Raw genomic sequence first — 23,610 nt, 5'->3', positions numbered from 1 at the left:
TTACCGGGGCGGGCACCGTTTGTGCCCGCTCTCCAGCCGGATGGCCGCCCAGTCGGCCTGCGGCTCTTCCTCGATAGCGACATGCGCGGCATTCGGGTGCCGTTGCGGCACCCGCGACTCCAGCAAGTAAACGCACCAGCGCGCATCGCCCGCGGGCAGGCTGGCGGGTGTACCCGCATGCGCGCCGCTGCCCAGCCAGTGCTCCGTTTTTTCACGCACGAGCGACCAGCCGTTGGAGGAGCGTTGCAGCTGCCAGCCGCCGACGACATGGCTTGCGCTGCGCGCACCGCGCACGATCTGCATCCACGGTTCGCTTTCCGTCCCGCGTATCAGCGCAATGCGGTCGACGGGTCCGGCAGGTTGCAGCTCGCGACTGACGCTGATGCGCTGCGGCGCGAAGTGCTGCGGCAGGTACGTCGGCCACGGCGTCAGCGACAAGGTCCCGTGTTCCGCCAGCCGCAACTCCAGCGCGCCTGCCCCCGACGTGTTGGTGCGCACGGTCGGTGTGCCCACCGCCACCACGGGCGTGAGCGGCGTGAGCCCTTTCATGCTTTCCATGCCGGCGATGCGGATGGCGCGCGCATCCGTGGCGAACAAGACGGGAAGCAGGGCCGCCAGCGCGACCGCCCCGCCGGGAAAGCGCCGGGTTCTTCCTATCTTCATCGATGCTCCTGTCAATGCGCGTGATATTGATGGTGATGATGCATGTTGCGGATCGCCTGGTGCAGGTCTGCCGGCAGCGCATCTTCAACGATCCGCTCACGTACGCGTTCTTGCACGCGTTCCTTGATGCTGTCGTTCTGCACACTGTCGTTCTGCATGCTCTGCGCGTGCTTGGTCAGCGCACTGCCGGTATTGCTGCCCGAGAAGTTGCGCGAGAAGGTGATGGTGAGGTTGGCCCACTCGTTATAGTCGCGCAAGACTCCCTTGGCCGTGCCGTCCTGCGGATTGATGTTACGGGCAAACGCGCCGGCTGTCAGTGCGTTGTTGTTGTCCCAGTCCGCATAGGCGCCGCCGACCGCGCCGCGCCCGATGTTCTGCCATTCCCGCAGGCTGTTTTCATCCAGTGCCGCGCTGGTGCCGTCCGAGTAGCCGATGATGAAGTTGGCGGTGCAGGGCGAATTCTCGACCAGGTTGCAGTAGGTCTTGCCCTTTAGCCCATTGGCCAGGTAATAGCGTTCCGCCGCATAGGGGCTGTCCGGCGTCGCGCTCAGTCCGGTGAACTGGTACATGTAGTTCATCACGCTGGTGTGGTTCGGCTTGTAGTTGGTATTCTCGTTGCCGCCGTGGCGCAGGCCGAGGTTGTGGCCGAGCTCGTGCATGAGCGTGCTGGACTGCAGGTTGACCAGCATGTTCAGGCTGCTGCCGGATGCCGTGGAGAATCCATAGCCGCCGAGCGTGATGATCAGGTCGTTGCCGTAGAGCTCGGCAATGCCGGATGAGCCGGCGCTGCCGTCCACATTGAGCGAATTGCCAAACAGGCCATAGTGAAAGACCAGCTTGCGGCGCACATCGAAATGCTCGCTCTTGTACTGCATGAAGGATGCGCAGCCTTCCTTGGCCGTCGTGCTAACCGAGTCGAGGTCGATGCAGGGCGTAAACGGCACCGCGTTGCCGCCGCCGAGGTTGAAATTGGCGGGATCGAATGTTTCCGCATGCAGGCTGCCCGTATCGAAGTGCAGCGCGATGCCTTTGGCTGCGAACGTGCTTTCCATCTTCTGCAGCGCCTCGATGCGCGGCGTGGTACCCGGGTCGGCGCTGGCCATGTAATCGAGTTCGACAAAGATGTCGCGCCGGCCACTGCGCGCGCCCATGGCGTACAGGTCCAGGCCGCCATAGGTGCCGCCACTGACCTTGGCACTGTCCGGGATGCCATCCTGGTCGGAATCGATCACGCCCGGCGGCACGTCGTTCGCGCCGGCCGGCGTGGAAAAGTTGACCGGCGACCAGTCGCTTGCCGTATTGGTATCGGCCAGCGCACCGGACGCAAGGCGCACGATGGACTTGCCATGCTGGTCGGCGCCCGACGGCAGGGCAACGGCCGCAACGCCGTTCCACGCGCTGGATGTGATCGGCCCGACCGCCGAATTGCCGAAACGGACAAAATCGGCGGTAGCGCCGTTGGCAGTCAGCTCGATGAAGCCGTTCGCATTCCAATACGGGACCTTGGCGCCGCTCTTCACGTACACCATCTGGCGGTTGTCCTTGAGCTTGTCCGAGATTTTGCCGGCCACGACCAGGTATCCCCTGGCCGGGACGTCAACGGCAGGCAGACTGAACATCGTCGGACTGAAATTGGTTGCACCGGTTGCCGGATCGATCGCAGCGCTGCGCAGGCCATAGCGCGACAGGGACACGGCGGTGTCGCCCGGGTTGTACACCTCGAACCAGGCGATGTCATTGCTGTAATAGTTGGAGGCCACCTCGGAAAGAATCAGGTAGCCGGGCTGCGTACTCGTCGTTGCCGGTGCGGCCACTTCGGCGGCTGACTGCGGTGTGCCCCCATCCGACGAACCGCCACCCCCGCCCCCGCAGGACGCCAGTGCAATGGTGATGGACCAAGTGCACGCTGCTGTAATAACCGGGACGGCTTGCCTTAACTGTCTGAAGTGCTTTCGCCGAATCATCGTGTGTTGCCTGGAATCACTGGAATTCCTAAAGACAACTACGCTCGGTAAAAGTTTTCCCGCAGGAAAAATAAAGCAGGCTTAGTGCTGAATGTGCATTGAGAGCATGCAGAGAAATGACTGGTCTGTCGTCACGCCTTTACAGAGAGACAATGACGAGAGTGTTGTCGCGTTTTTTACTTCTTGATCACACTGATCTCTCCGTCAGACTCCATGTAGGCCTCGCGGATCGTATCCAGTGACTCGATGCCTTGCTCCCGCAGATGGGTCCACAGTTCTTCCTCGCTCAGCAGTTCCCGGCGCAGGTTCCGCTTCAGGATCCGGCCGTCACAGATGAGCCTGATGGGCCGCGGTTCGGCAAAGCGCCGGAACCAGCGGAAACGGAAGCTGAGCCAGTCGACGGTGACATTCCACCCGATCAGCGTCGCCACCAGCAGCATGCCCTCGCCTATGGATTTGTACTCCCCCGCCATGCCGTTCTGCGCCGCGTCGGCAACGATCACGAGGATGAGCACATCGGCAATACCGACCGCGCCGACATCGCGGCGCACGACAAAGCGGAAGATCAGGAACAGGAACCAGTACATCGCCGTTCCGCGCAGTACGATCTCCGCCGGAGAAAGACTGAAACTCAGCATTTCGTCCCAGTCGACTGACAGCAGGTTTTCCATACGCACCTCCTCTTCTTGTTGCGGGAATCATGGCAGGCGGGGTGGGCGGCAGATTGGTAGAGCGATCCTCGTTTTCCCAAAAAAATGGCGCCCGCTCGGGCGCCATTCCACCTGGGTGAAGGAACGTCTTGAGGAGAGTAACGATCCCCGCCCTGTCGGCCAGTGCTGGCTGGTTATTGCCAGTACGGTGTACGGTTGTAGAAGCTATGTACCTGCTCCGCCCAACCGGTATCCGCCATCGACGGCCAGTGGTCCTTGTCGAAGCCCGGCGCATTCTTCAGGCGCTCCTTGTCGATGTCGAGCACGAAGCACTTGCGGTCGGCGTCGAGCGTCAGCGCGCTCCACGGAATGGCGAACAGCTTGTCGCCGATCCCCATCACGCCACCGAACGACAGTACGGCATAGGCGATACGGCCGCTTGGCACATCGAGCATGATGTCCTCGATTTCACCGAGGTTCTCGCCCTGGCTGTTGACCACCTTGTCGCCCTGCAGCGTATCGGCTGCCATCACTTCCGGACCGGGTCCGGAAAAGTTCGGCTGGCCACCGACGATGCGTGCGCCGCCGCCGGAGGAAGAAGTCGTTTGCTGAACCATAGCGTTTCCTTTCTGTTGAAAAGTGGCTGATGATTGAACCCATGTGCCCTAACGGGCGGCATCATCACCTTGCCGGCCAGCATTGCCGCTCGCCGCACCTGCCGCACCTGCCCCGACTGCGCCGGAAGCACCGGAGGCACCAGTAGACAGGCTATTGTCAGGTGCGCCGCGTCCGACCATGCGACTCCAGTAGCGGTCGATGTCGGTGGCCCATTTCTGGTCCGCCATGTCCGGCCAGTTGCCCTTGTCAAAGCCGGGCGCCTGCGCGATGGTTTCCTTGTCGGCATTGAGCACGTAATGTTTGCCATCGTCGCTCGGCTTTAACGCCTGCCACGGAATGGCATGGTACTTTTTGCCCACTCCCATCACGCCGCCAAAACTGACGACCGCGTAGGCAACTTCACCCCGCCCGCCGTCGAGCACCAGGTCCTTGATTTCGCCGATCTTCTTGTCCTTCAGGTCGCGCACGCTCGAACCGATGATCTTGCTGCCGCGAAGCGTCTCCTGCTGTTGCTTTGCAGTCTGGCTTGCCGACGGTGTCGGCGCGCCGGTGCGCTCCTTCGTCGGTGTCGCATTCTGTGCCGTTGCCGGAAGGGTGACCCACAGGAAAACGGTGAACAACGATGCTGCTCTCGTGAAAGACTTCATGCATCCTCCGTCGGCCAGTACAAGGAGATCAGACGAAAGCAATGGTTTAGCAAGCGATGTGCCAAGGCATTGCCAGGGTATCCGTACCGCGACGCGCTTATCTACGAGGATGTGGCATGCCTTGAAGGGTAATTCATGCAAGTCCTCATGTAAGGATTGCAGCCGCTTGACCAAGCTCAGGTCTCTCCTGTTTTCTCGTCTCCGCCCAGAACCTTGTTTCGGCACGGAAGTCTTAAAAACAGGCACTACGGTCACTATTGGCAACGTTAATCAGCGACGTTCATCGCAACGTTGATCGGCGTTCACCGCGCACATATCAGGCGGCCAAACATGGAGCAACGCACTTCCACGACGTGGCCAAACGATGGAGCGGTAGGCGCGTATTCCCATGCCGCTATTTCCTTCGCCACACACTTGCTGGAAAACACCACCGAAATGGTGGCAGCAGTAGACCAGAACCTGCGGGTGGTAGGACTGAATGCTGCTTTCCTCCGCGAGTTCGAACTTGTCTTCGGCAAACCGCTTGCGCTCGGCGAGCGCGTGGATGACGCCCTGTGCCACCTGACCGGAGACCGCGAGAAGGCGACAGCACTCTGCCAGCGTGCATTGGCAGGCGAATCGTTTCGCATCACGGAGGAATTCGGCGACGAACAGTTCCTGCGAAAAACCTACGAACTGGCCTTCAGCCCGATCCTCGACACCCATGGGAAAGCCCTGTTGGCAGGAATCGTGGTGCGCGACGTCACCTACGCTCGGCTTAGCGAGCGACGTTTCGATGCCCTGCTTGAGGCGGCGCCGGATGCGATCATCATCATGCGCAACGACGGCACGATCCATCTGGCGAATGCGCAGGCCCAGCGAATGTTCCGCTGCCATCGGCCGCTGCAGGGAATGTCGATTGAGATGCTGATGCCCGAGCGGTTTCGCCGCATGCATGTTGCCCATCGAAAGCGTTTCTCGGAACACCCGGCGACACGCCCGATGGGAACCGCCCACGCCGATTTGTGGGGCCTGCGTGCCGACGGCAGCGAGTTCCCGGTAGAGATCAGCCTGAATCCCCTCAAGGGAGAGGGAGAACAGCTGGTTGTTGCCGCCATCCGCGACATGACGATCCGCCAAAGCGTCGAAGATCGTCTTCGGCAGTTCTCGGTCGAACTGGAGCAACGGGTCGCGGAGCGCACCACTGCCCTTGCGCAGCTCAATCATGAGCTCTCGGAACGCATCCAGGCGCAACAGGCGGCAGAAGCAGCGCTGCAGCATGAGCAGGCACGCCTCAAGGCGGTCTTCGACAGCCTGAACGAAGGCGTGGTGATCTTCAACATGGAGACTGACGTACTGGACATGAATTCGGCGGCACTGCGCATCCACGGCTATGCCAGCGCCGATGAAGCACGCAAGAACCTTCCGTACTTCGCGGAACACTTCGAGGTCCGTACACTGGATGGCGCTCTCCTGTCACTGAGCGAATGGCCGCTGGCGCGCATTACGCGCGGCGAAACCATCACCAACATGGAACTCGAAATCGTCTGCAAGAGAAGCGGCAGGAAGTGGATCGGCAGCTACAGCGGCGCACCGGTCAGCCTCCATGAGCGGCAGCCGGAAATCGGCGTCTTCACCGTCCGCGACATCACCGCGCACAAGCAGACGGAAAGCGCGCTGCGCGCAAGCGAAGCGCAGTTTCGCCTGGCTTTCGACAACATCCCCGATGTCGTGACCATTTACGACCGCAGCTTGTGCATCCGCTACGTCAATCCGGCGGCAAAGCGTATCACCGGCCTGGAGCCCGCGGAGCTCATAGGACGCCACGAAAGTGCGTTCTGGCCGGAGGAGGTGACGTCACTCTGGCACCCCACCGTCCTGAATGCATTCACCACTGCATCGGTACAGAAAGTCGAGTTCGAATTTCCTGGCGCATCCGGAACGCATTACCTGATGATCACCTGCGTGCCTCTTGTCGCCGGAGATGGAGAAGTGCAGGAGGTCATGGGCATCACGCACGACGATACCGAGCGCAAGCACGCCGATGAGCGCCTGCGCCAGGCCGGCTTGCATGATCCGCTGACGGGTCTGCCCAATCGGGCGCTGCTGTTCGAATACGCCGGTCATGTCTTTGCGCGAAACGATCGGCATCATCGCAACGCCGCCGTCCTTTTCCTCGACCTCGATCGCTTCAAGGTGATCAACGATACGCACGGACACGAGGCGGGCGATGCTGTCCTGCAGGAGGCGGCGCACCGCATGGCAAAGTCGATCCGCTACGGCGACTACGCATTCAGGCTGGGGGGCGACGAGTTCCTGGTCCTGCTTCCCGAATGCGACGATGGGAACGACGCTGCAGAAGTGGCACGCCATCTGTGCGAAGCATTGAACCGTCCTTACCATGTCGGTACGCTGGTGCTGTCGTCATCGCCATCGATCGGGATCAGCATCTACCCGCGCGACGGGAAAGACATCGACACCCTGATCAACCATGCCGATGCCGCGATGTACCAGGCCAAACAACTGGGGCGCAACAATTTCCAGTTCTTCTCGCACGAACTGGCGGAACGTGCGAAGGCGCATCTCGATATCGAACAGCAGCTTCGCTCGGCCATTGCAAAAGGCGAGTTTCATCTGCATTACCAGCCCGTCATCAACATGCAGACCCTCGAGCTGGTCTGTGCCGAGGCGCTGCTGCGCTGGCCGGATGCGAAAAGAGGCCCGGATATCTTCGTCCCGATTGCGGAGTCCACGGGGATGATTGCGCGCCTTGGCGACTGGGTGCTGCGAGAAGCATGTCGTCAGCACAAGCACTGGATCGAAAAAGGACTGCCTGCGATCCCCATCTCGGTCAACGTTTCGGCGGTACAGTTCCGCGACAAGACCTTTGCGGAACGCTTCGAGCGGATCCTGCAGGAATGCGAGGTCGACGCAATGGCACTGCAGCTGGAAATCACCGAAACGACCGTCATGGAAAACCTCGAGTACACGATCGGCGTGCTGATGGCCCTGCGCAAACGCGGGATCAAGATCCTGCTCGACGATTTCGGAACGGGCTATTCGAGCCTCAGCTACCTGTCCCGCCTTCCGGTTGACAAGATCAAGGTGGACAAGTCATTTACCCATCAGCTCGCGCATGACATGACCAGCCGTGCGGTGACCGAGGCCATCATCGCCCTGGGGCGGACGATGAACAAGGAAATCATCGCCGAGGGCATCGAATCGCGCGAAGTGCTGGATTATCTGCGCGTGCACGGGTGCCACCATGCACAGGGCTATCACGTCTCCAGACCCGTTGACGGCCGAACGTTCGAATCATGGTATTGGGCGCATCAAGTGCCAATGGAGCCGCCCGGCGGGCTGCCTCCGCAGCCGCTCCATTGACACGTGTATGCGGAGGGCGCCCGCCTCCCGCTTTCACTCCACCGCCACGGCGCTCCTTCTCGGCTCCATCCACGTCACGGCCTCCGCCGCCCTCTTCCCCGCAACAAACGCGTGATCCGAGTTGTAATACTCCCATTCGCTGTAGCGTCCCGCCAGCACGATGTCGTGCTGCGCGAGCCAGGCCTTGATGGTCTCCACGTTCTTCGCACGCGCATGGTCGTACACCACATAGGCGTAGGGCATATCGACTTCATTGGCGGCGATCACCTTGTCATCCTCGCGGAGCATGCCGACCTTGATGCAGTCCCGGATGCAGCGCTCGATCAGCGCCTGTCCGGTGACGGGCAGCGGTTTCCAGGTCGATGAATAGCTGATCTCGCAGGTAATGCCGAAGCCGCCGGGCGGATTGCATGCCGGGCTGGCATTGCCCTGCACGAAGATGCGGTGGAAGATGGTGTCTTCCGGATAGTAGATCCAGTGCTTGTCCGTGATGTTCTCGCGCGCGATGCCAAGGTTGACGCAGCGCACGGAAACATGCCTGAGCCCCTTGGCCGCCCGCCGCACCTCTTCCGGCGCCTCGTCGCCGATGATGCGCACCAGTTCGGGCAACGGCATCGTGCTGATCAGGTTGTCGTACTGGAAGCGGCGACCGTCGGCAAGCGCGACGATGCGCTGCGTGGGCGAGAGGTGGATCACATCGGCATTCAGCTCGAGGGCGCCCTTGATGTGCGGCACAAAGGCCGACATCAGTGCCTGGAAGCCGCCGTGCAAGGGATAGCCGAAGCGCGCGTTGGGGCCCATCGGCTTTGCCACCGGCTGCAGTGCGCCGTCGATGATTTCTTCGAGGTCGGGCAGCGGCACGCGGCCGCCGAGCCAGGAAGTCTCCATCTCGGTCAGCGGCACGGCCCACAGCTTGCGGTTGTACGGGATCGCAAAATGTCTGGCGATGCCCGCTCCCCATACCTGGTAAATGAACTCCTCGAAATTCGCCGGGCGCACGTTGCTCGGGTCGCATGCCACGGTGCGCGGCGAAGCGGGCAAGGCCACGCTGCCGTCCGCGCAGCAGTCGTCCGTCTTTGCATGCGCGTCGGCCGATGCGGTTTTCTGCCGATTGCCCGAAACGCTGCCGAAGCGTGCCTCGATCGCGCCGACGATGCACTCCTTGATGACGTCCGGCGGCAAGCCGTGCAAGGCGCCCTGGAACGGATACCGCGTATACGCATTCTTGCTGTACACCCAGGCTTCCCGGTCCTGCCAGTGCAGGTTATCGCCCAGCAGCTTGTCGTACAGCTCCAGCACATACGGATCATTGGAAAACATGATGTGGCCCGCATGGTCGAAGGTAAATCCCTTGTCCTGGATCGAGCGGCACCAGCCGCCGACCGTGTCATTACGCTCCAACAGCACGGCGTCCTGCCCGAGATGGTAGGCAGCAGACAGCCCGGTCGGTCCGGCGCCGATGATGGCGGTCTTCGTGTAGCGCGTCGTGCCATGCTGCGGCAGGCGATTGCGGTCTGCAGAGTCCGCCACCGCGGGAACCGGCACGACGCTGCCCTCGCGCCGCGGCGTGCTGTCGATCAGCTGCCGCATCTGCCGGACGGTGGTATCCCAGGAGGTGGACGCGAGCACCTTGCGCATCTTCGCGACCTTTTCGGCGTGATGCTCCGGCGGCGCCAGAAGCGCCGCTTCGCACGCGGCGATGAAGGATTGCGGATCACCGGCAATGGCGACGATATCGCTGTAGGCGTCAGCCACATCCGCCACCGGCGTGCTGACGATAGGCAGCTCGGCTGCCATGTACTCGAGCGTCTTGGTCGGGCTGATATAGCGCGTCGCCTCGTTCAGCGCAAACGGCAGCAGGCAGACGTCCCATCCGGCCAGGAACTGGGGCAAGGCCTCGTAAGGATGCTGGCCGAGATAATGGATGTTGGCGCGCCTTGGCAGCGACGCCGGATCGATCTTGACCACCGGGCCGACCAGCACGACCTGCCACTGCGTGTGGGCATCCGCGACCCTGGCAATGAGGTCCACGTCAAACCGCTCGTCGATGACGCCATAGAATCCCATGCGCGGCCCGGGAATGTTCCTGTGCGCAGGATGCGAGTTGGCGCGGTCGAGCGCCTTCTCGAAATGCGCGGCGTCGACACTGCTGGGAAAGCAATGCACGTTGTGATGCCGGTCCTGTTTGGCACGGTACAGGCTCTGTCCGCCGGTAAAGACCAGGTCGGCCACTTTCAGCAAGGCGCTCTCTCTTTGCAACAGCTGTTTGGGCGCATTCTTGAACGAGGCCAGGGCATCCATGCAGTCATACACCACCAGTTTGGGATGCAGTTCCTGCAGCAGCGGCAGGGCCATCGGCGTGTAGAACCAGGCGATATGGTCGTCATAGTCCCGCACCAGCTGGCGCATCAGCTTCTGCAGGTGCGGCAGGTGATCATCATGAAAGCCCGGCATGTCGACCGGTATGTTCGGCTGGCATACCAGCACGTTCGGGAGCGGGGAGTACGTACGAAGAAAGGTTTGCGTCTCGTGATGCACCGGCTCTTCGACGAAGACGACAGGGTAATGCGCGGCGAGACGCGACAGAAGATGCTGCGGCCGTTGGTAGACAAAATCCCAGCGTAGGTGCGAAAAGACGATGATTGCAGAAGCCATGCTATCTCCTAGTGGTAACGGCATTCGTTGGAAGAATCAAACAACCCGGGTTGCGCATCGACGCTTCACGATTTTCGGCATGTTATTTCCGCCGAAGAAAACACCGACTGCGGCAAGCGCTCCTTGCGGCGCTCCGCGCTTGATGCTTCGGCGCAACCCTCACTTCATGCCCGCCGACAATGCCGCGGGCAGCACTATTTGTCTCGTATGGAATTTTCTGAAGCGGACAGACTGATCTTCGCCTCGTCCGCGTACTGCCGCGATGCGCTGCCGCAAAATGCCCGTGCATGCGCAGCATGCTGTCCGCAATCTTTACATGCAGAGTTTGCATGCGGCCCTCGCTCCAGTGTTACGCACGGACCGGCGGCGCATCGTGCACGGCAGTCGCAAGAGCTGTGCCGACGCAGCTTGTGCAGTGCCACAAGGACCTCTGCCGCGGTGCCGTCACAGTCCGGCCGTAGTTTTTACCGCAGACGGTAAAACATACATGGAAGCAAACAAGCGTTTCCGCCCGGAAGCTCCGACGACGCCACGACTGAGATGGTCGCAAGGAAAAATAACAAATACACAGCACCCGGTACGCTTCATGCTTCCTACCGTATCCGGCCACAGCGCGCCAACAGTGGATACCTGCGCAGCGACAGCGCTTACTTCTCCTGCCAGGCTGTACCACCGGGTTGCACGACGCTTTTTCTGCGGATGTCAGTGCAATCTGTCGGGGGCTTCACTGCGCGGCGCAAAGATGGCAAACGAATTTGTTAACCACTGACAAAGAGACGACAAATGACCAAAATCCGTAAAGCAGTGTTTCCCGTCGCCGGGCTAGGGACTCGCTTCCTGCCCGCAACCAAGGCATCGCCGAAAGAAATGCTGCCCATCGTGGACAAGCCTTTGATTCAGTATGCGGTGGAAGAAGCCGCGGCAGCCGGCATTACCGAAATGATTTTCGTCACCGGTCGAGGCAAGCGCTCGATCGAAGACCACTTCGACAAGGCCTATGAACTCGAAGCGGAGCTCGCGTCACACGGCAAGCTCAAGCAACTCGAAGAAATCCAGAGCCTGTTGCCGGACAACCTGCACTATTCCTATGTGCGCCAGAGCGAGGCGCTGGGACTCGGCCACGCCGTCCTGTGCGCCCGCCCGCTTGTCGGCGACGAACCGTTCGCCGTGGTGCTGGCCGACGACCTGATCGATGCTGAAGTTCCGGTCCTGAAGCAGATGATCGACCTTTACGAGCAGCACAACAACTCCGTCGTCGGCGTGCAGAACGTCCCGCTCGACCAGACCCACCAGTACGGCATCGTGCGTCCGCAGTCGATGGGCGTGCGTATCCACCGCGTGGCCGACATTGTCGAGAAACCGAAGCCGGAGGACGCGCCGTCCACGCTGGGTGTCGTCGGCCGTTATGTATTCACGCCGGAGATCTTCGACTACCTTGAGCGCGTGGTTCCCGGCACCGGTGGCGAAATCCAGCTGACGGATGCGATTGCCGCGATGCTGGCCGAGCATCCCGTGCTGGCATATGAGTTCAAGGGGCAACGCTATGACTGCGGGTCCAAGATCGGCTACCTCGAGGCCGCCGTGGTGTATGCGCTGAAGCATCCCGCTGTTGCCGAGGAGTTTGGTGCCTTCATCGCGCAGCTGCAACTTGACCGCCACAAGCTGCCCTTGGGAAGCAAGACCGCGTAGCGGGTACGGGGATGGGGACACTCATGCGCACTGGCCTTTTATGCACACGCGGATACGGCGGCCGCATTAGCGCCCCACGTTTGCTGCATATCAACAAGTCGGCGCGCAGTCCCTGCGCGTGGCATGGTATCCCTGTCCCCTTGCGATGTAGCATTGGAAGAACGAGATTGCCCGCTGACATCCCCGTCGCGAGTCGGCACCGGACTGGTGCAGCGAGGAACGGTGAAGCGTCCCCGATTTCTGGCGATGGCGTGTGTTCCATCTTTTCTGTAAGCCCGGCACATGGCCGGCCAACGTAGTGGTTTTAACCATGGCAGTTTCCAGCAACCAGTTCTTCTCTATGCGCAGCAACGACTCCCCTGCTCCACGCCAGCCGGGTGGCCTTGCACCGCACGCGGTAACGACGTTTCCGGCCCCGGAGGCCGGCGTGCAGGCCGACAGCATGGGCACGCTTGCCGATGCGCTGCCTGCCATGGTCGCGCAATGCAACCGCAACTACATCGTCGCCTTCATCAACAAGTCCTTCGCGGCGCATTACCGCATTCCGCCGGAGCACGCTGTCGGCAAGCGTCTTCCGGAAGTGATCGGCGAGGAAGAGTTCGCCGCCCTGCGCCAGTATATTGACGCCGCACTGCGCGGCGAAGCGCAGGAGCAGGAATTACGGATTGCGGTCCCGGCCAGCGTGGACCGGCACCTGCATATCCGGTATGTACCTGCATTCGACAAGCACGGCGAAGTCAGCGGCCTGTCGATGGCAATCAGTGACGTCTCCCGGATGCGCAACACCGAGGAGCAGCTGCTTCGCCGCCAGCGCGAGTTCAAGACGCTGGTCGAGGATTCCCCCGACATCATCTCGCGCATCGACCGCAACATGCGCCACCTGTATGTCAATCCGGCGATCGAAAAGATCGCCGGGGTCTCAGCGGCAACCGCGATCGGCAAGACCAAGTCCGAACTCGGCATGCCGCCCAAGGTTGTGCAGGCATGGGACGCCGCGGCGCACGCCGCGTTTCACACCGGGGCGGAACAGAAACTTCTGTTCGAGCAGGTCATCGGGGGCCAGGTGCACTATTTTTCCGGCCGCGTCATTCCCGAGATCGACGCCTACGGCAACATCGAATCGGTAGTCGGCATCGCATATGACGTGACCGAACGCGCGCGCATCGAGCGCGAGCGCGATGAGCTGCTCGCCCGCGAACGCAGCGCACGCATCCAGGCGGAAACTGCCGCAAGGGCGCGCGACGAATTCCTTGCCATCGTGTCGCACGAGCTGCGCGCGCCGTTAAACGGCATCCAGAGCTGGGCGCATGTGCTCGAGAACTACGTGGAAGACTTGGCCGCTGCGCCGCTTGCAAAACGTGCGCTGCAGGGCATCAAGACGGGCGTCAGCCAGCAGGTGCGCCTGATCGAAGACCTGCTTGACGTGACACGGATGATGAGCGGCAAGCTACGCCTGATCAAGCAGCCGCTGGCGTTGCTGCCGACGCTGCAGGCCGCGATCGCGAGCATCCGCGGCATGGCGACGGCCAAGAACATCACCCTCACCTCCGACTACCACATCACCAGCGAGCAGATCGATGGCGACGCCGACCGCGTCCAGCAGATCTTCTGGAACCTGCTGTCGAATGCAGTCAAGTTCACGCCGGAAGGCGGCAGGATCTGGGTCGAAGCCATGCAGGCAGGGCAAGGGATCAGCGTCACCGTGCGCGACAACGGCGTCGGCATCTCGCCGGATTTCCTGCCCAAGCTGTTCCATCGCTTCAGCCAGGAAGACACCTCCAACACGCGCGACCACAGCGGCCTGGGCCTCGGCCTGTTCCTGGTGCGCCATCTGGTGGAATTGCATGGCGGCCGCGTCAGCGCAGACAGCGAAGGCGAAGGCAAGGGAACGACCTTCTCGGTGTACTTCCCGTTGCGCGAGCAGACCGGAAAGTATCCGATCTCCTGCACGGTCCGCGAAAGCGAAACCTCGAACCTGCCTGTGCCGTCGCTCAGCGGGCGCCGGATTCTCCTGATCGACGACCAGGCCGAAGCCCGCGAATCGCTGACAGTGGTATTGACCGGTGCCGGTGCCAGTGTGTTTGCTGCGGACTCTGCGGTAACCGCGATGGAATGGCTGCGCACGCTGAAGGCGGGCGCCTTGCCGGATGTGCTGATCTCCGACATCGCGATGCCGGGCGAAGACGGCTACGCCGTGCTGCGCCGGATTCGCGCCTGGAAATCCGCCGATGGCAGCACGCCGCTGCTGCGCATCCCGGCGCTTGCACTGACGGCATTTGCACAGCGCGAGGATCGCATCCGTGCGCTGACCGCCGGCTTCCAGATGCACGTGACCAAGCCGGTCGCTCCCGAAGAGCTGATCGTCGTGATTGATACGATGGTGCCGAAGGAATAAGTCAGGCCAATGGGACGGACAATGTGCTGGGCGATGGTGCCAGGACGCACCTATAGCTTCCGGCGTCCGTGCGATCGCGGCTCACAGTCTCCCGACAAGTCGTTGCGCTACAGGCGCATTTGGGACGTGCGAAGTCGTGCTGAGATGCTTGCAGGGAATGTGGATTCGGTAATGCGTGGCGCCCGCCACCAGCAGCCGCCACGCATTTCTCGTTCTTGACTCATTGAATGGCTTTGCGCTGCATCACGCCGGTGTCCAGCACACAGCAGCAAGCGAAGCCTGCCGCATCAGCAGCGGGATCAATCAGCGGCATCAAATCGGCGGGATCAATGATAGGAATCGCTGCCGTTATGCAGCGGGGTTTCATCCTTCTTCTGCCCGCCTTCATACGGCCCGTACTCCTCCAGCCGGTTATACAGTGTCTTCAGACTGATGCCGAGGATGTCTGCCGCCCGCTTCTTCACGCCGCCACACAGTTCCAGCGTCGCATAAATCAGCTTGCGATCCACATCGGCGAGCGAGGTGCCAACCGGTATGGCCAGCGTCAGGCCGACAGGCGACTGCGTCGTGATGACCGGTGCCAGTGCCGCAGCGTCGATCGTATGGTCGGAAAGAATGAAGGCGCGCTGCATGTAGTTGCGCAGCTCACGCACATTGCCCGGCCAATGGTAGTTGGAAAGGCAGGCCAGGCCGTCCGGTGACAACACCTTGTTGGTGCCATGCGCGGCATTGAGCTGCTCGAGGAAATGCTGTGCAAGCAGTTCGATATCGGAGCCCCGCTCGCGCAGCGGTGGAATGCGCAATGGGAACACATTGAGCCGATGGTAAAGATCGAGGCGCAGCTTGCCCTCTGCGACCGCTGCTTCCGGGTCACGGTTGCTTGCCGCAATCACGCGCACGTCGGTTTCGATTTCCTGGTTGCTGCCGATGCGCATGAAGGAGCCGGTCTCCAGCACGCGTAACAGCTTGACCTGCAGCTCCACCGGCATTTCGGTGATTTCATCGAGGAAGAGCGTGCCGCCGTTGGCGCGCTCGAAATAGCCCTTGTGCTGGCGATCTGCGCCGGTAAAGCTGCCCTTCTCGTGACCGAAGATTTCGCTTTCGATGAGCTGCGGCGAAATCGCACCGCAGTTCACCGGGAGGAAAGGATGCTTCTGCCGCAGGCTCAGGTCATGAATGGTCTGCGCCGCCAGTTCCTTGCCGGTGCCGCTTTCGCCCAACAGCAAGACCGTTGCCTCGGTCGGCGCGACACGGGCGATGTGGTTGTACAGCTTCTGCATGGCAGGTGCGGCGCCGAGCATCTGCCCGAAATGGCCGAGCCTGCGCAACTCGCTGCGCAGCACGCCGATTTCTTCCTTCAGGTCCACGGTACGCGGGATACGCGACAGCAGCGCCTTCAGGCGCTTGAAATTGATTGGCTTGGTCAGATAGTCGGCCGCGCCGAGGCGCAAGGCTTCGACCGCGGTCTCGACGCTTGCATGGCCGGTGATGAGAACAATTTCGGTCGTGGCACGTGACTCGATGTCGTTGAACAAATCCATGCCGCTGCCATCAGGCAGCTTCAGGTCGATCAGCACGACATCAGGCCGCTGGCGCATGATCTGTGTCTGCGCCTCGCGGATGTTGCCCGCCACCGCGGTGGTAAATCCTTCGGCCGCAGTGATTTCGACCAGCGCTTCGCGCGTGTTGACGTCGTCGTCAACGATAAGTACATGCGGCATATAAAAACTTCTCTATTGACGAAGTGTGGAAATCCGATGCGCTGCTGCCAGATACTGAGGTAACACGGTACAGCGTCTGCAACTGCTTGCCTGCCCATGCCTCATGGGCATCGGCAGGTGATTCAAATCCATACATTGAAAAACGATACTGGAAAGTCCGACCGGCCCGTCCCCGGCTCAATCAGATAGTCAGCATATGTCCTGACCGGTTATTGTCCAGTCCACGTGCATGTTCTTATTGAGCCAAAACAGGGAACGCTACTCTTGCGTCCGTCCATACAACAAACTGCCGGCGCACCAATGCGTGCACACATTGCGCAGCGAATTGGTGCACCAGCCTGCATTGCCGGGAGTACGCGGAAATAGCAGCGCCCGCACCTGAGGCACGGGCGAGGGACAAACATACGGGCTTGCGGATGAATAACTACCGTCTGACGCCATCATTTCGCTATGCGGGAAAAGATAAAACCACTGCAGGAGAGACAGTCGTTTCATCCATTGTTCCCGCCATGCACATGATGTGCGAGGCACGTTGCCGGTCAGCCCGGGTCGCCGTCAACGCCATCTGCAGCAGCGGCGCGTCGGAGGTGCCTGCAGCGCCAGCCGGTCCGGCGCTTCATGATCGCATCACGCCGACATCTATCCAACCGATGTCAAGAAGAGTGCAGCCGTCATGCGTGGCGATCATTACTCCCATGCTGCTGACTCTCCGGGCTTAACGAGAGCCTGAGCCGCCGGAGCTGGAGCCCGAACTGCCGGAGCTACCCGAGCTGCCGGAGGTACCACCGGTTGCGCCGCCCGACGATCCGGACGAACCCATTCCCGAGCTGCCGGAGGAACCGGAGCTGCCGGAGGTAGCGCCACCACCGGACTGATCTCCAGGACGATCGCAACCGACGACAGTCAGTCCAAGTGCAGCAACAACCAGCAAGACTTTCGATGCGCTCTTGATTGAAGTCATTCTTGTTCCTTTCAATTAAAAGAAGGTGATGTCTCGTACTTGACCATGGCACTTGCGATAAGTTCTTGGCTTTTTCACAAACCCGGTCACGGCCGTATCGCAGCTTCCATGCCAGAATCGCGCGCTTCCGCTGTAAAAGCGCTCTGATTGGCGGGCCTGTTTCATAAACTTGCATAGTGCACGCAGCAGCAAGGAAAAATTTTCAGGTGCGCTGTAAGCATTACAGCGGATCTTTGATGAGCGTTATCTCTCAAAGGAAACGGTGTACGTCGCGCCGATTTCCCGCGAGCACTGACAAGCATGGATGTGCAGGCCAATCGAAACCGCTGATAAACGGCATATCGATACAGCTCGGAAAGAATGCGCGGCAGCGCGCTGATACTCTCGGTTATACGCTCAGTGAACGAACACTTCGTGATCGATATCGTGTATTGTTGACCGCATGCGTCGCCATCGTTTTTGATTTACTTTCTGCGGCCCTGTGCATCCATCGCAGCTGCGCTTTCTCTTCCGACTGGCAATGCAAAAAGGCATCTCCCCCCGTGTGGCGCGACGATGCTCGTGATGTACCAAGGTTGTTTGCGTGCCGGAACTGAATTAGCGCAATAGCGTTTTCAAGCATTGATGTAACAATCATGACACCGAATCAGATTCTTCCTGCAGAACGCAATGATTGCCCGCCTCCCCCAGAAAGGGGCGACTCCCCAATGACCGTCGACAAGTTCCTCAAGCAATCCGACATCATGTATGGCACATCGCCGGTGATGGAGCGGCTCTACCAGCAGGTGGAGAAAGTCGCAGGGACGGAGGCGACCGTATTGCTTGTGGGCGAAAGCGGTACAGGCAAGGAAGTCATTGCCCATGCAATCCATCAAGCAAGTCCTCGCAGTGAGGCGCCCTTTGTGGCAGTCAACTGCGGGGCGATCCCGGCGCACCTGATCGAAGCGGCGCTGTTCGGCCATGAGAAAGGAAGCTTTACCGGAGCGGTACGACAGCACATCGGCTACTTCGAGCATGCGTCGGGCGGGACCTTGTTTCTCGATGAAATCACCGAGATGCCTGTCGAAATGCAGGTCAAGTTGCTGCGCGTGCTCGAGTCGGGAAGCTTCCTGCGCGTCGGCGGGGATGAAGAGGTAATGGTCGACGTGCGGCTGATTGCCGCGACCAACCGTGACCTCGACACGGCGGTCAAGCAAGGCAACCTGCGTGAAGACCTGATGTATCGCCTTGCCGTCTTTCCGGTGCGGATACCGCCGCTGCGCGAACGCGGTGGGGATATCGAATTGCTTGCACAACATTTCCTTCAGCTGCTCAACGAGAAGGACAAGACCAGCAAGAACTTTTCCCGCGCGTCGCTGGACGTGATCCGTTCCTATTCCTGGCCGGGCAACGTACGTGAACTCAAGAACGTCGTGCAGCGCGCATTCATCCTCGGAACGGACACGCTCAACATCGAGGACTGCATTTCCGACCTGTCTACCAAGAAGCCGACCTTGCATGAAGGCTATCTGAACTTCTTTGTCGGCACGCCGCTTGCGGATGCGCAGAAGGAAATCATCCTGGCCACGCTGAAGCATTACAGCGGCAACAAGCGCCTGACCGCGGAAGCGCTGGGCATCAGCCTGAAGACGCTCTACAACCGGTTGAAGGAATATTGAAGACGCTCTACAACCGGCTGTAGGAATGCTGAAGAAATACTGAGGGCATCAGCACTCGGGCAATGAAGATGGTGAAGGCATGCGTCGCACGATGGTGTCGCATGCCTTCGCATCAGTTGCACGTCATTGCGTCTCCACGCACTGCTTACGCGTTCACCACCTCACCACCGTTCGGATGCAGCACCTGTCCGCTCATGACCGCCGAATCGTCGGAAGCCAGGAAAATGTAGGACGGTGCAATCTCATCCGGCTGCGCCGGCCGCCCTATCGGCGCCTTTTCACCGAAATGCTCCACCTGTTCCGGCTTGAAGCTCGATGGAATCAAGGGCGTCCACACTGGCCCCGGAGCAACCGCATTCACGAGGATGCCGCGTGTAATCAACTGCTGTGACAAGGAGCGGGTGAAGGCCACGATCGCTCCCTTGGTGCTGGAATAGTCAAGCAGATGCGGACTGCCACGGTAGGCAGTGACCGACGTGCTGTTGATGATGCGCGCACCTTCCTTCAGATGGGGCAAGGCGGCTTTCACGGCAAAGAACATCGAAAAGATATTGACGCGAAAAGTCTTCAGCAGCTGCTCCTCGGTAATGTCCTCAATGCTCTCCTGCGGATACTGTTGTGCCGCATTGTTGACGAGGATATCGAGCTTGCCGAAGGAAGAGATCGTCGTCTCCACCATCTTGCTGCAGAACGCCGCGTCCCCCACGTCGCCCGCCAGGATCACGCATTCCCGCCCTTCCGCCTCGATGCAGCGTTGCGTTTCCTTCGCATCCGCATGCTCGTCGAGGTAGGCGATGACGACGTTGGCGCCTTCCTTGGCGAATCCGATTGCGGTTGCGCGGCCGATGCCGCTATCGCCGCCCGTGACCAGCGCGACCTTGCCCTTGAGCTTGCCGCTGCCCTTGTAGTTTTTCATTTCGGCCAGTGGCCTGGGCTGCATCTCTGCTTCCGAGCCGGGCTGGTGGTCCTGGTGTTGCGGGGGAATGCCGGGTTTCTGGTTTTCACCTGCCATGATTGCCCTCTCCTTTCAATACGTCCGGAAAAGTGCAGAGGGATTGCATGTTCCATGCCACCGGCACGGAGGGCAGCAAGGAAATTTGGGGGGTTAAGCAGCAAGCGGCTGCATATGCGACAGCGCTTCGAGCAGCAGGTCGGGATTGCCGGCAGCAAGTTTTCTCGAGTCCGACAAGGTCTGGCGGAATGCACGCGCACCCGGCAGGCCGGCCACCAGGCCGAGCATGTGGCGCGTGATGCTGTTCAGGCGCAAGCCGCCGCCCGGCGCGTCCTTCCTGCCATAGCGTTCGAGCTGGGCACGAACATAGGGCAGCATGGCCTGCAATACTTCGGCGCGCGATTTTACCGGCGTATCGTCGCCGTAATATCGCGCGTCGAACGACGCCATCAGGTAAGGATTGTGATACGCCTCACGTCCGATCATCACGCCATCGACCTGCGCGAGGTGCGCATCGATTTCTTCCAGTGTCTTGATGCCGCCGTTGATGATGATCTCCAGCTGCGGGAAGTCGCGCTTGAGCTGGTAGGCATACTCCGGCTTCAGCGGAGGAATCTCGCGGTTTTCCTTGGGACTCAGGCCCTTGAGGATGGCATTGCGTGCATGCACGATAAACGTCACACAACCGGCCTCCGCAATCGTGCCAACAAAGTCGCGTACAAACGCGTAGGACTCCACATTGTCGATGCCGATGCGGTGCTTCACGGTGACATCGATGCTCACTGCATCCCGCATCGCCTTCACACAGTCGGCGACCAGTTGCGGCTCCGCCATCAGGCAGGCGCCGAATGCGCCTTTCTGCACACGCTCCGACGGGCATCCGCAATTCAGATTGATCTCGTCATAGCCCCACTGTTCGCCGAGCTTCGCCGCCTTCGCAAGATCAGCCGGTTCGCTTCCGCCGAGCTGCAATGCAACGGGATGTTCTTCTTGACTGAAGTCAAGGTGACGCGGAACGTCGCCATAGAGCAATGCCCCGGTCGTGACCATTTCGGTATATAACCATGTGTGGCGCGTAATCTGCCGATGAAACATGCGGCAGTGGCGGTCCGTCCAATCCAGCATGGGTGCCACCGAAATGCGGCGTGATGGCAGGTTTGACAACGTTGCGGTGTTTTGTGTGTGACTCATGATAGGCCGGTATTTTACCGGCACGACTTCCGCTGCGGTGAGCGGACTGTATCGCGCCTTTTGACAACGGGAGACACTTGTCAACATCCCAACCATTTCTCCACAAGGGAAAAAGAACAGATGCCTAACACCATGGACACTTCGCATTTCTGGATGCCGTTTACGGCAAACCGCCAATACAAGGCCAGGCCGCGCCTGCTCGCATCGGCATCAGGCATGTACTACACCACCGACGACGGCCGCCAGGTGCTCGACGGCACCGCAGGACTGTGGTGCGTCAATGCCGGCCACTGCCACCCGAAGATCACCGCCGCGATCCAGCAGCAGGCGGCGACGATGGATTTCGCGCCGACCTTCCAGATGGGCCATCCCAAGGTTTTCGAAGCCGCAACTGCACTGGCGTCGATTGCGCCCGAAGGCCTGAACCGCGTGTTCTTCTGCAATGACGGTTCCGAGTCCGTGGACACGGCGCTGAAGATCGCCCTCGCCTACCACCGCATGCGCAAGGATGACAATGGCGGCCTGCGCACCCGCCTGATCGGCCGCGAGCGCGGTTACCATGGCGTCGGCTTCGGCGGCATCGCGGTCGGCGGCATTGCCGGCAACCGCAAGCATTTCGGCCCGACGCTTGCCGGCGTCGACCACTTGCGCCATCCGCTCGACATCGCGAAGAATGCCTTCTCGCGCGGCCTGCCGGAGCATGGCGCGGAGATCGCCGATGAACTCGAACAGCGCCTGATCGCACTGCATGACCCGGCCACCGTTGCCGCCGTCATCGTCGAGCCGCTCCAGGGCTCGACCGGCGTGATCCTGCCGCCGAAGGGCTACCTGCAAAAGCTGCGCGCCATCTGCGACAAGTACGGCATCCTGCTGATCTTCGACGAGGTCATCACCGGCTTCGGCCGCCTCGGTACCACGTTTGCCGCCGATTACTTCGGCGTCATGCCCGACATGATCACCTGCGCGAAAGGCCTGACCAACGCGGCCGTACCAATGGGTGCCGTCATCGTCCGCCAGGACATCCACGACACGTTCATGAATGCGGCGCCGGAAAACGCGATCGAGTTCTTCCACGGCTACACCTACACCGGTCATCCGCTGGCTGCTGCCGCCTGCGTCGCAACCATCGATGTGTTCAAGGAAGAAGGCCTGTGCGACCGTGCGGCCGCAATGGCACCCTATTTCGAGGAAGCCGCGCACAGTCTCAAGGGACTGCCGTTCGTGAAGGACATCCGCAACCTCGGCCTGGTCTGCGGCATCGAGCTGGAAGGCGTGCCCGGCAAGCCGACGGCACGTGCCTACGACGTGTTCCAGCGCTGCTTCTGGGAGAAAGGCGTGCTGATCCGCACCACCGGCGACATCATCGCGCTGTCGCCGCCACTGATCATCGACAAGGCACAGGTGGACCAATTGTTCGGCGCCATCGCCGACGTGTTGAAGACGCAGAAATCAACGCCACAAACGGAATCTGCAGTCGCCTGAGCGACGTCATCCCCGTCGAGCATCATCAAAATAGCCGCCGGATTGTCCCGGCGGCTTTTCTATTGCGATTGACTGAGGTTCCTGAGTGTAGCCGTACGCATTGCGGCCAGTTCATTGAATATGAGCGCTGCCATCACGATCGCACCGCCAATCAGGGTTTCACGTGCCGGCACCTCGCCTGCACCCAGCCAGGTCCACAAGGGGCCGAGCAGCACTTCCAGCAGCGCCAGCAAGGACACTTCCGGAGCACTCAAGCTCTTTGTGGCATGGACCATCAGCATGCACGGCAAGCCGAGTTGAAAGAAGCCGAGGACAGCGAGAATACCGATGTCGTGCAGCGACGACTGCAAGGGCCACGCAAACGGCAGCATCAGCACGGCAGCGAACACACTGCCGAGAAACACCGCGGGGATCAAATCGACGCCATGGCCGGCGCGCTTGATGGCAATCAGGTTGATGGCCGCGGCTACCGGTACTGCGCCGGCAATCAGCATCCCGAGCAGGTGTTGTCCGCCCAGTGCGCTCATGCTGTTGATGAACATCCACAGGATGCCGAAAACCGCAGCAATAATCGCCAGCCAAGTACGCCGCGCAACCTGCTGCTTCAGGAACAGCCACGCCAGGAATGCGGTCAGCAACGGCGATACACTCATCACGATCAAGGTGTTCGCGACCGTCGTCTTCGTCAGCGCAATCATGAAACTGACAAACATCACGCACCACATCATGCCGCTCAGGACACCGAGGCCGCCGACGGCCCGCACTGTGCCCGCAGCGGCGCGCAAACCCTGCTGCACAATCAACGCACCTGCAACAAACACTGCAGAGAAAAACCCGCGCCAGAAAGTGATCTCAAATCCGCGCGCTTCATCAAGGTGGCGTGTAAGCACCCCGGCAATGCTCCACAGTGTCGGCGCGATGATCATCAACAGAAGAGCCCGCTGATGCGTGGTTAGTAATGGCATACGTTCAATAAGCAATAAAAAACCCGGTAACCCTTG

At 60.7% G+C, this 23,610-nt stretch carries 16 protein-coding genes; 5 read left to right on the top strand and 11 right to left on the bottom strand.

The window, feature by feature from the left end:
* The 5 genes from ACYVIA_RS15295 to ACYVIA_RS15275 all read right to left on the bottom strand — a co-directional run bounded on the left by ACYVIA_RS15295 (window position 1) and on the right by ACYVIA_RS15275 (window position 4,542).
* A complete protein-coding gene (locus ACYVIA_RS15295) occupies window positions 1–663 on the bottom strand; it encodes a hypothetical protein (RefSeq protein ID WP_460842219.1) in 663 nt (220 codons plus the stop codon).
* An 11-nt stretch (window positions 664–674) separates the two neighbouring features.
* Entirely contained in the window at window positions 675–2,477 is a 1,803-nt protein-coding gene (locus ACYVIA_RS15290) for a hypothetical protein (protein WP_460842217.1), read from the bottom strand.
* Between the two features lie 326 nt (window positions 2,478–2,803).
* Entirely contained in the window at window positions 2,804–3,298 is a 495-nt protein-coding gene (locus ACYVIA_RS15285; RefSeq protein ID WP_460842215.1) for a DUF421 domain-containing protein, read from the bottom strand.
* A 173-nt stretch (window positions 3,299–3,471) separates the two neighbouring features.
* Window positions 3,472–3,894 (bottom strand): PRC-barrel domain-containing protein, encoded by a 423-nt coding sequence (locus ACYVIA_RS15280; RefSeq protein WP_460842214.1) that lies wholly within the window; start codon window positions 3,892–3,894, stop codon window positions 3,472–3,474.
* A gap of 48 nt (window positions 3,895–3,942) precedes the next feature.
* Window positions 3,943–4,542 (bottom strand): PRC-barrel domain-containing protein, encoded by a 600-nt coding sequence (locus ACYVIA_RS15275; RefSeq protein WP_460842212.1) that lies wholly within the window; start codon window positions 4,540–4,542, stop codon window positions 3,943–3,945.
* A 330-nt stretch (window positions 4,543–4,872) separates the two neighbouring features.
* On the opposite strand from ACYVIA_RS15275, the gene ACYVIA_RS15270 reads away from it, so the two are divergent.
* A complete protein-coding gene (locus tag ACYVIA_RS15270) occupies window positions 4,873–7,905 on the top strand; it encodes an EAL domain-containing protein (protein WP_460842210.1) in 3,033 nt (1,010 codons plus the stop codon).
* A gap of 33 nt (window positions 7,906–7,938) precedes the next feature.
* Here the strand turns inward: ACYVIA_RS15270 and ACYVIA_RS15265 are convergent, their stop codons facing one another.
* Window positions 7,939–10,560, bottom strand: a complete 2,622-nt coding sequence (locus tag ACYVIA_RS15265) for an FAD-dependent oxidoreductase (protein WP_460842208.1) — start codon at window positions 10,558–10,560, stop codon at window positions 7,939–7,941.
* Between the two features lie 783 nt (window positions 10,561–11,343).
* On the opposite strand from ACYVIA_RS15265, the gene galU reads away from it, so the two are divergent.
* Window positions 11,344–12,249, top strand: coding sequence for a UTP--glucose-1-phosphate uridylyltransferase GalU (gene galU / locus ACYVIA_RS15260; protein ID WP_460842206.1), 906 nt, complete (start codon window positions 11,344–11,346; stop codon window positions 12,247–12,249).
* A gap of 310 nt (window positions 12,250–12,559) precedes the next feature.
* Complete coding sequence (locus ACYVIA_RS15255; RefSeq protein WP_460842204.1) at window positions 12,560–14,644, top strand: hybrid sensor histidine kinase/response regulator; 2,085 nt, start codon at window positions 12,560–12,562, stop codon at window positions 14,642–14,644.
* 326 nt (window positions 14,645–14,970) lie between these two features.
* Here the strand turns inward: ACYVIA_RS15255 and ACYVIA_RS15250 are convergent, their stop codons facing one another.
* Window positions 14,971–16,365 carry a sigma-54-dependent transcriptional regulator gene (locus tag ACYVIA_RS15250; protein WP_460842202.1) on the bottom strand — a complete coding sequence of 465 codons (1,395 nt, stop codon included), beginning with the start codon at window positions 16,363–16,365 and terminating at the stop codon, window positions 14,971–14,973.
* 715 nt (window positions 16,366–17,080) lie between these two features.
* Entirely contained in the window at window positions 17,081–17,326 is a 246-nt protein-coding gene (locus ACYVIA_RS15245) for a hypothetical protein (RefSeq protein ID WP_460842200.1), read from the bottom strand.
* Window positions 17,327–18,033: 707 nt separating this feature from the next.
* Here ACYVIA_RS15245 and ACYVIA_RS15240 point away from each other — a divergent pair.
* Window positions 18,034–18,984: a sigma-54 interaction domain-containing protein gene (locus tag ACYVIA_RS15240; RefSeq protein ID WP_460842198.1), complete on the top strand. Its 951-nt coding sequence runs from the start codon at window positions 18,034–18,036 to the stop codon at window positions 18,982–18,984.
* Window positions 18,985–19,129: 145 nt separating this feature from the next.
* Here the strand turns inward: ACYVIA_RS15240 and ACYVIA_RS15235 are convergent, their stop codons facing one another.
* Window positions 19,130–19,996, bottom strand: a complete 867-nt coding sequence (locus tag ACYVIA_RS15235; protein ID WP_460842196.1) for an SDR family oxidoreductase — start codon at window positions 19,994–19,996, stop codon at window positions 19,130–19,132.
* Window positions 19,997–20,089: 93 nt separating this feature from the next.
* Window positions 20,090–21,127 (bottom strand): tRNA dihydrouridine(20/20a) synthase DusA, encoded by a 1,038-nt coding sequence (dusA, locus tag ACYVIA_RS15230; RefSeq protein ID WP_460842194.1) that lies wholly within the window; start codon window positions 21,125–21,127, stop codon window positions 20,090–20,092.
* Between the two features lie 120 nt (window positions 21,128–21,247).
* On the opposite strand from dusA, the gene aptA reads away from it, so the two are divergent.
* A complete protein-coding gene (aptA, locus tag ACYVIA_RS15225) occupies window positions 21,248–22,609 on the top strand; it encodes an omega-aminotransferase AptA (RefSeq protein ID WP_460842193.1) in 1,362 nt (453 codons plus the stop codon).
* A 59-nt stretch (window positions 22,610–22,668) separates the two neighbouring features.
* Here aptA and ACYVIA_RS15220 read toward each other — a convergent pair whose 3' ends face one another.
* Window positions 22,669–23,574 carry a DMT family transporter gene (locus tag ACYVIA_RS15220; RefSeq protein ID WP_460842191.1) on the bottom strand — a complete coding sequence of 302 codons (906 nt, stop codon included), beginning with the start codon at window positions 23,572–23,574 and terminating at the stop codon, window positions 22,669–22,671.
* Between the last annotated feature and the right edge of the window lie 36 nt (window positions 23,575–23,610).

The sequence above is a fragment of the Noviherbaspirillum agri genome, from assembly GCF_054780595.1.
This window is presented reverse-complemented; position numbering and strand designations above follow the sequence as displayed.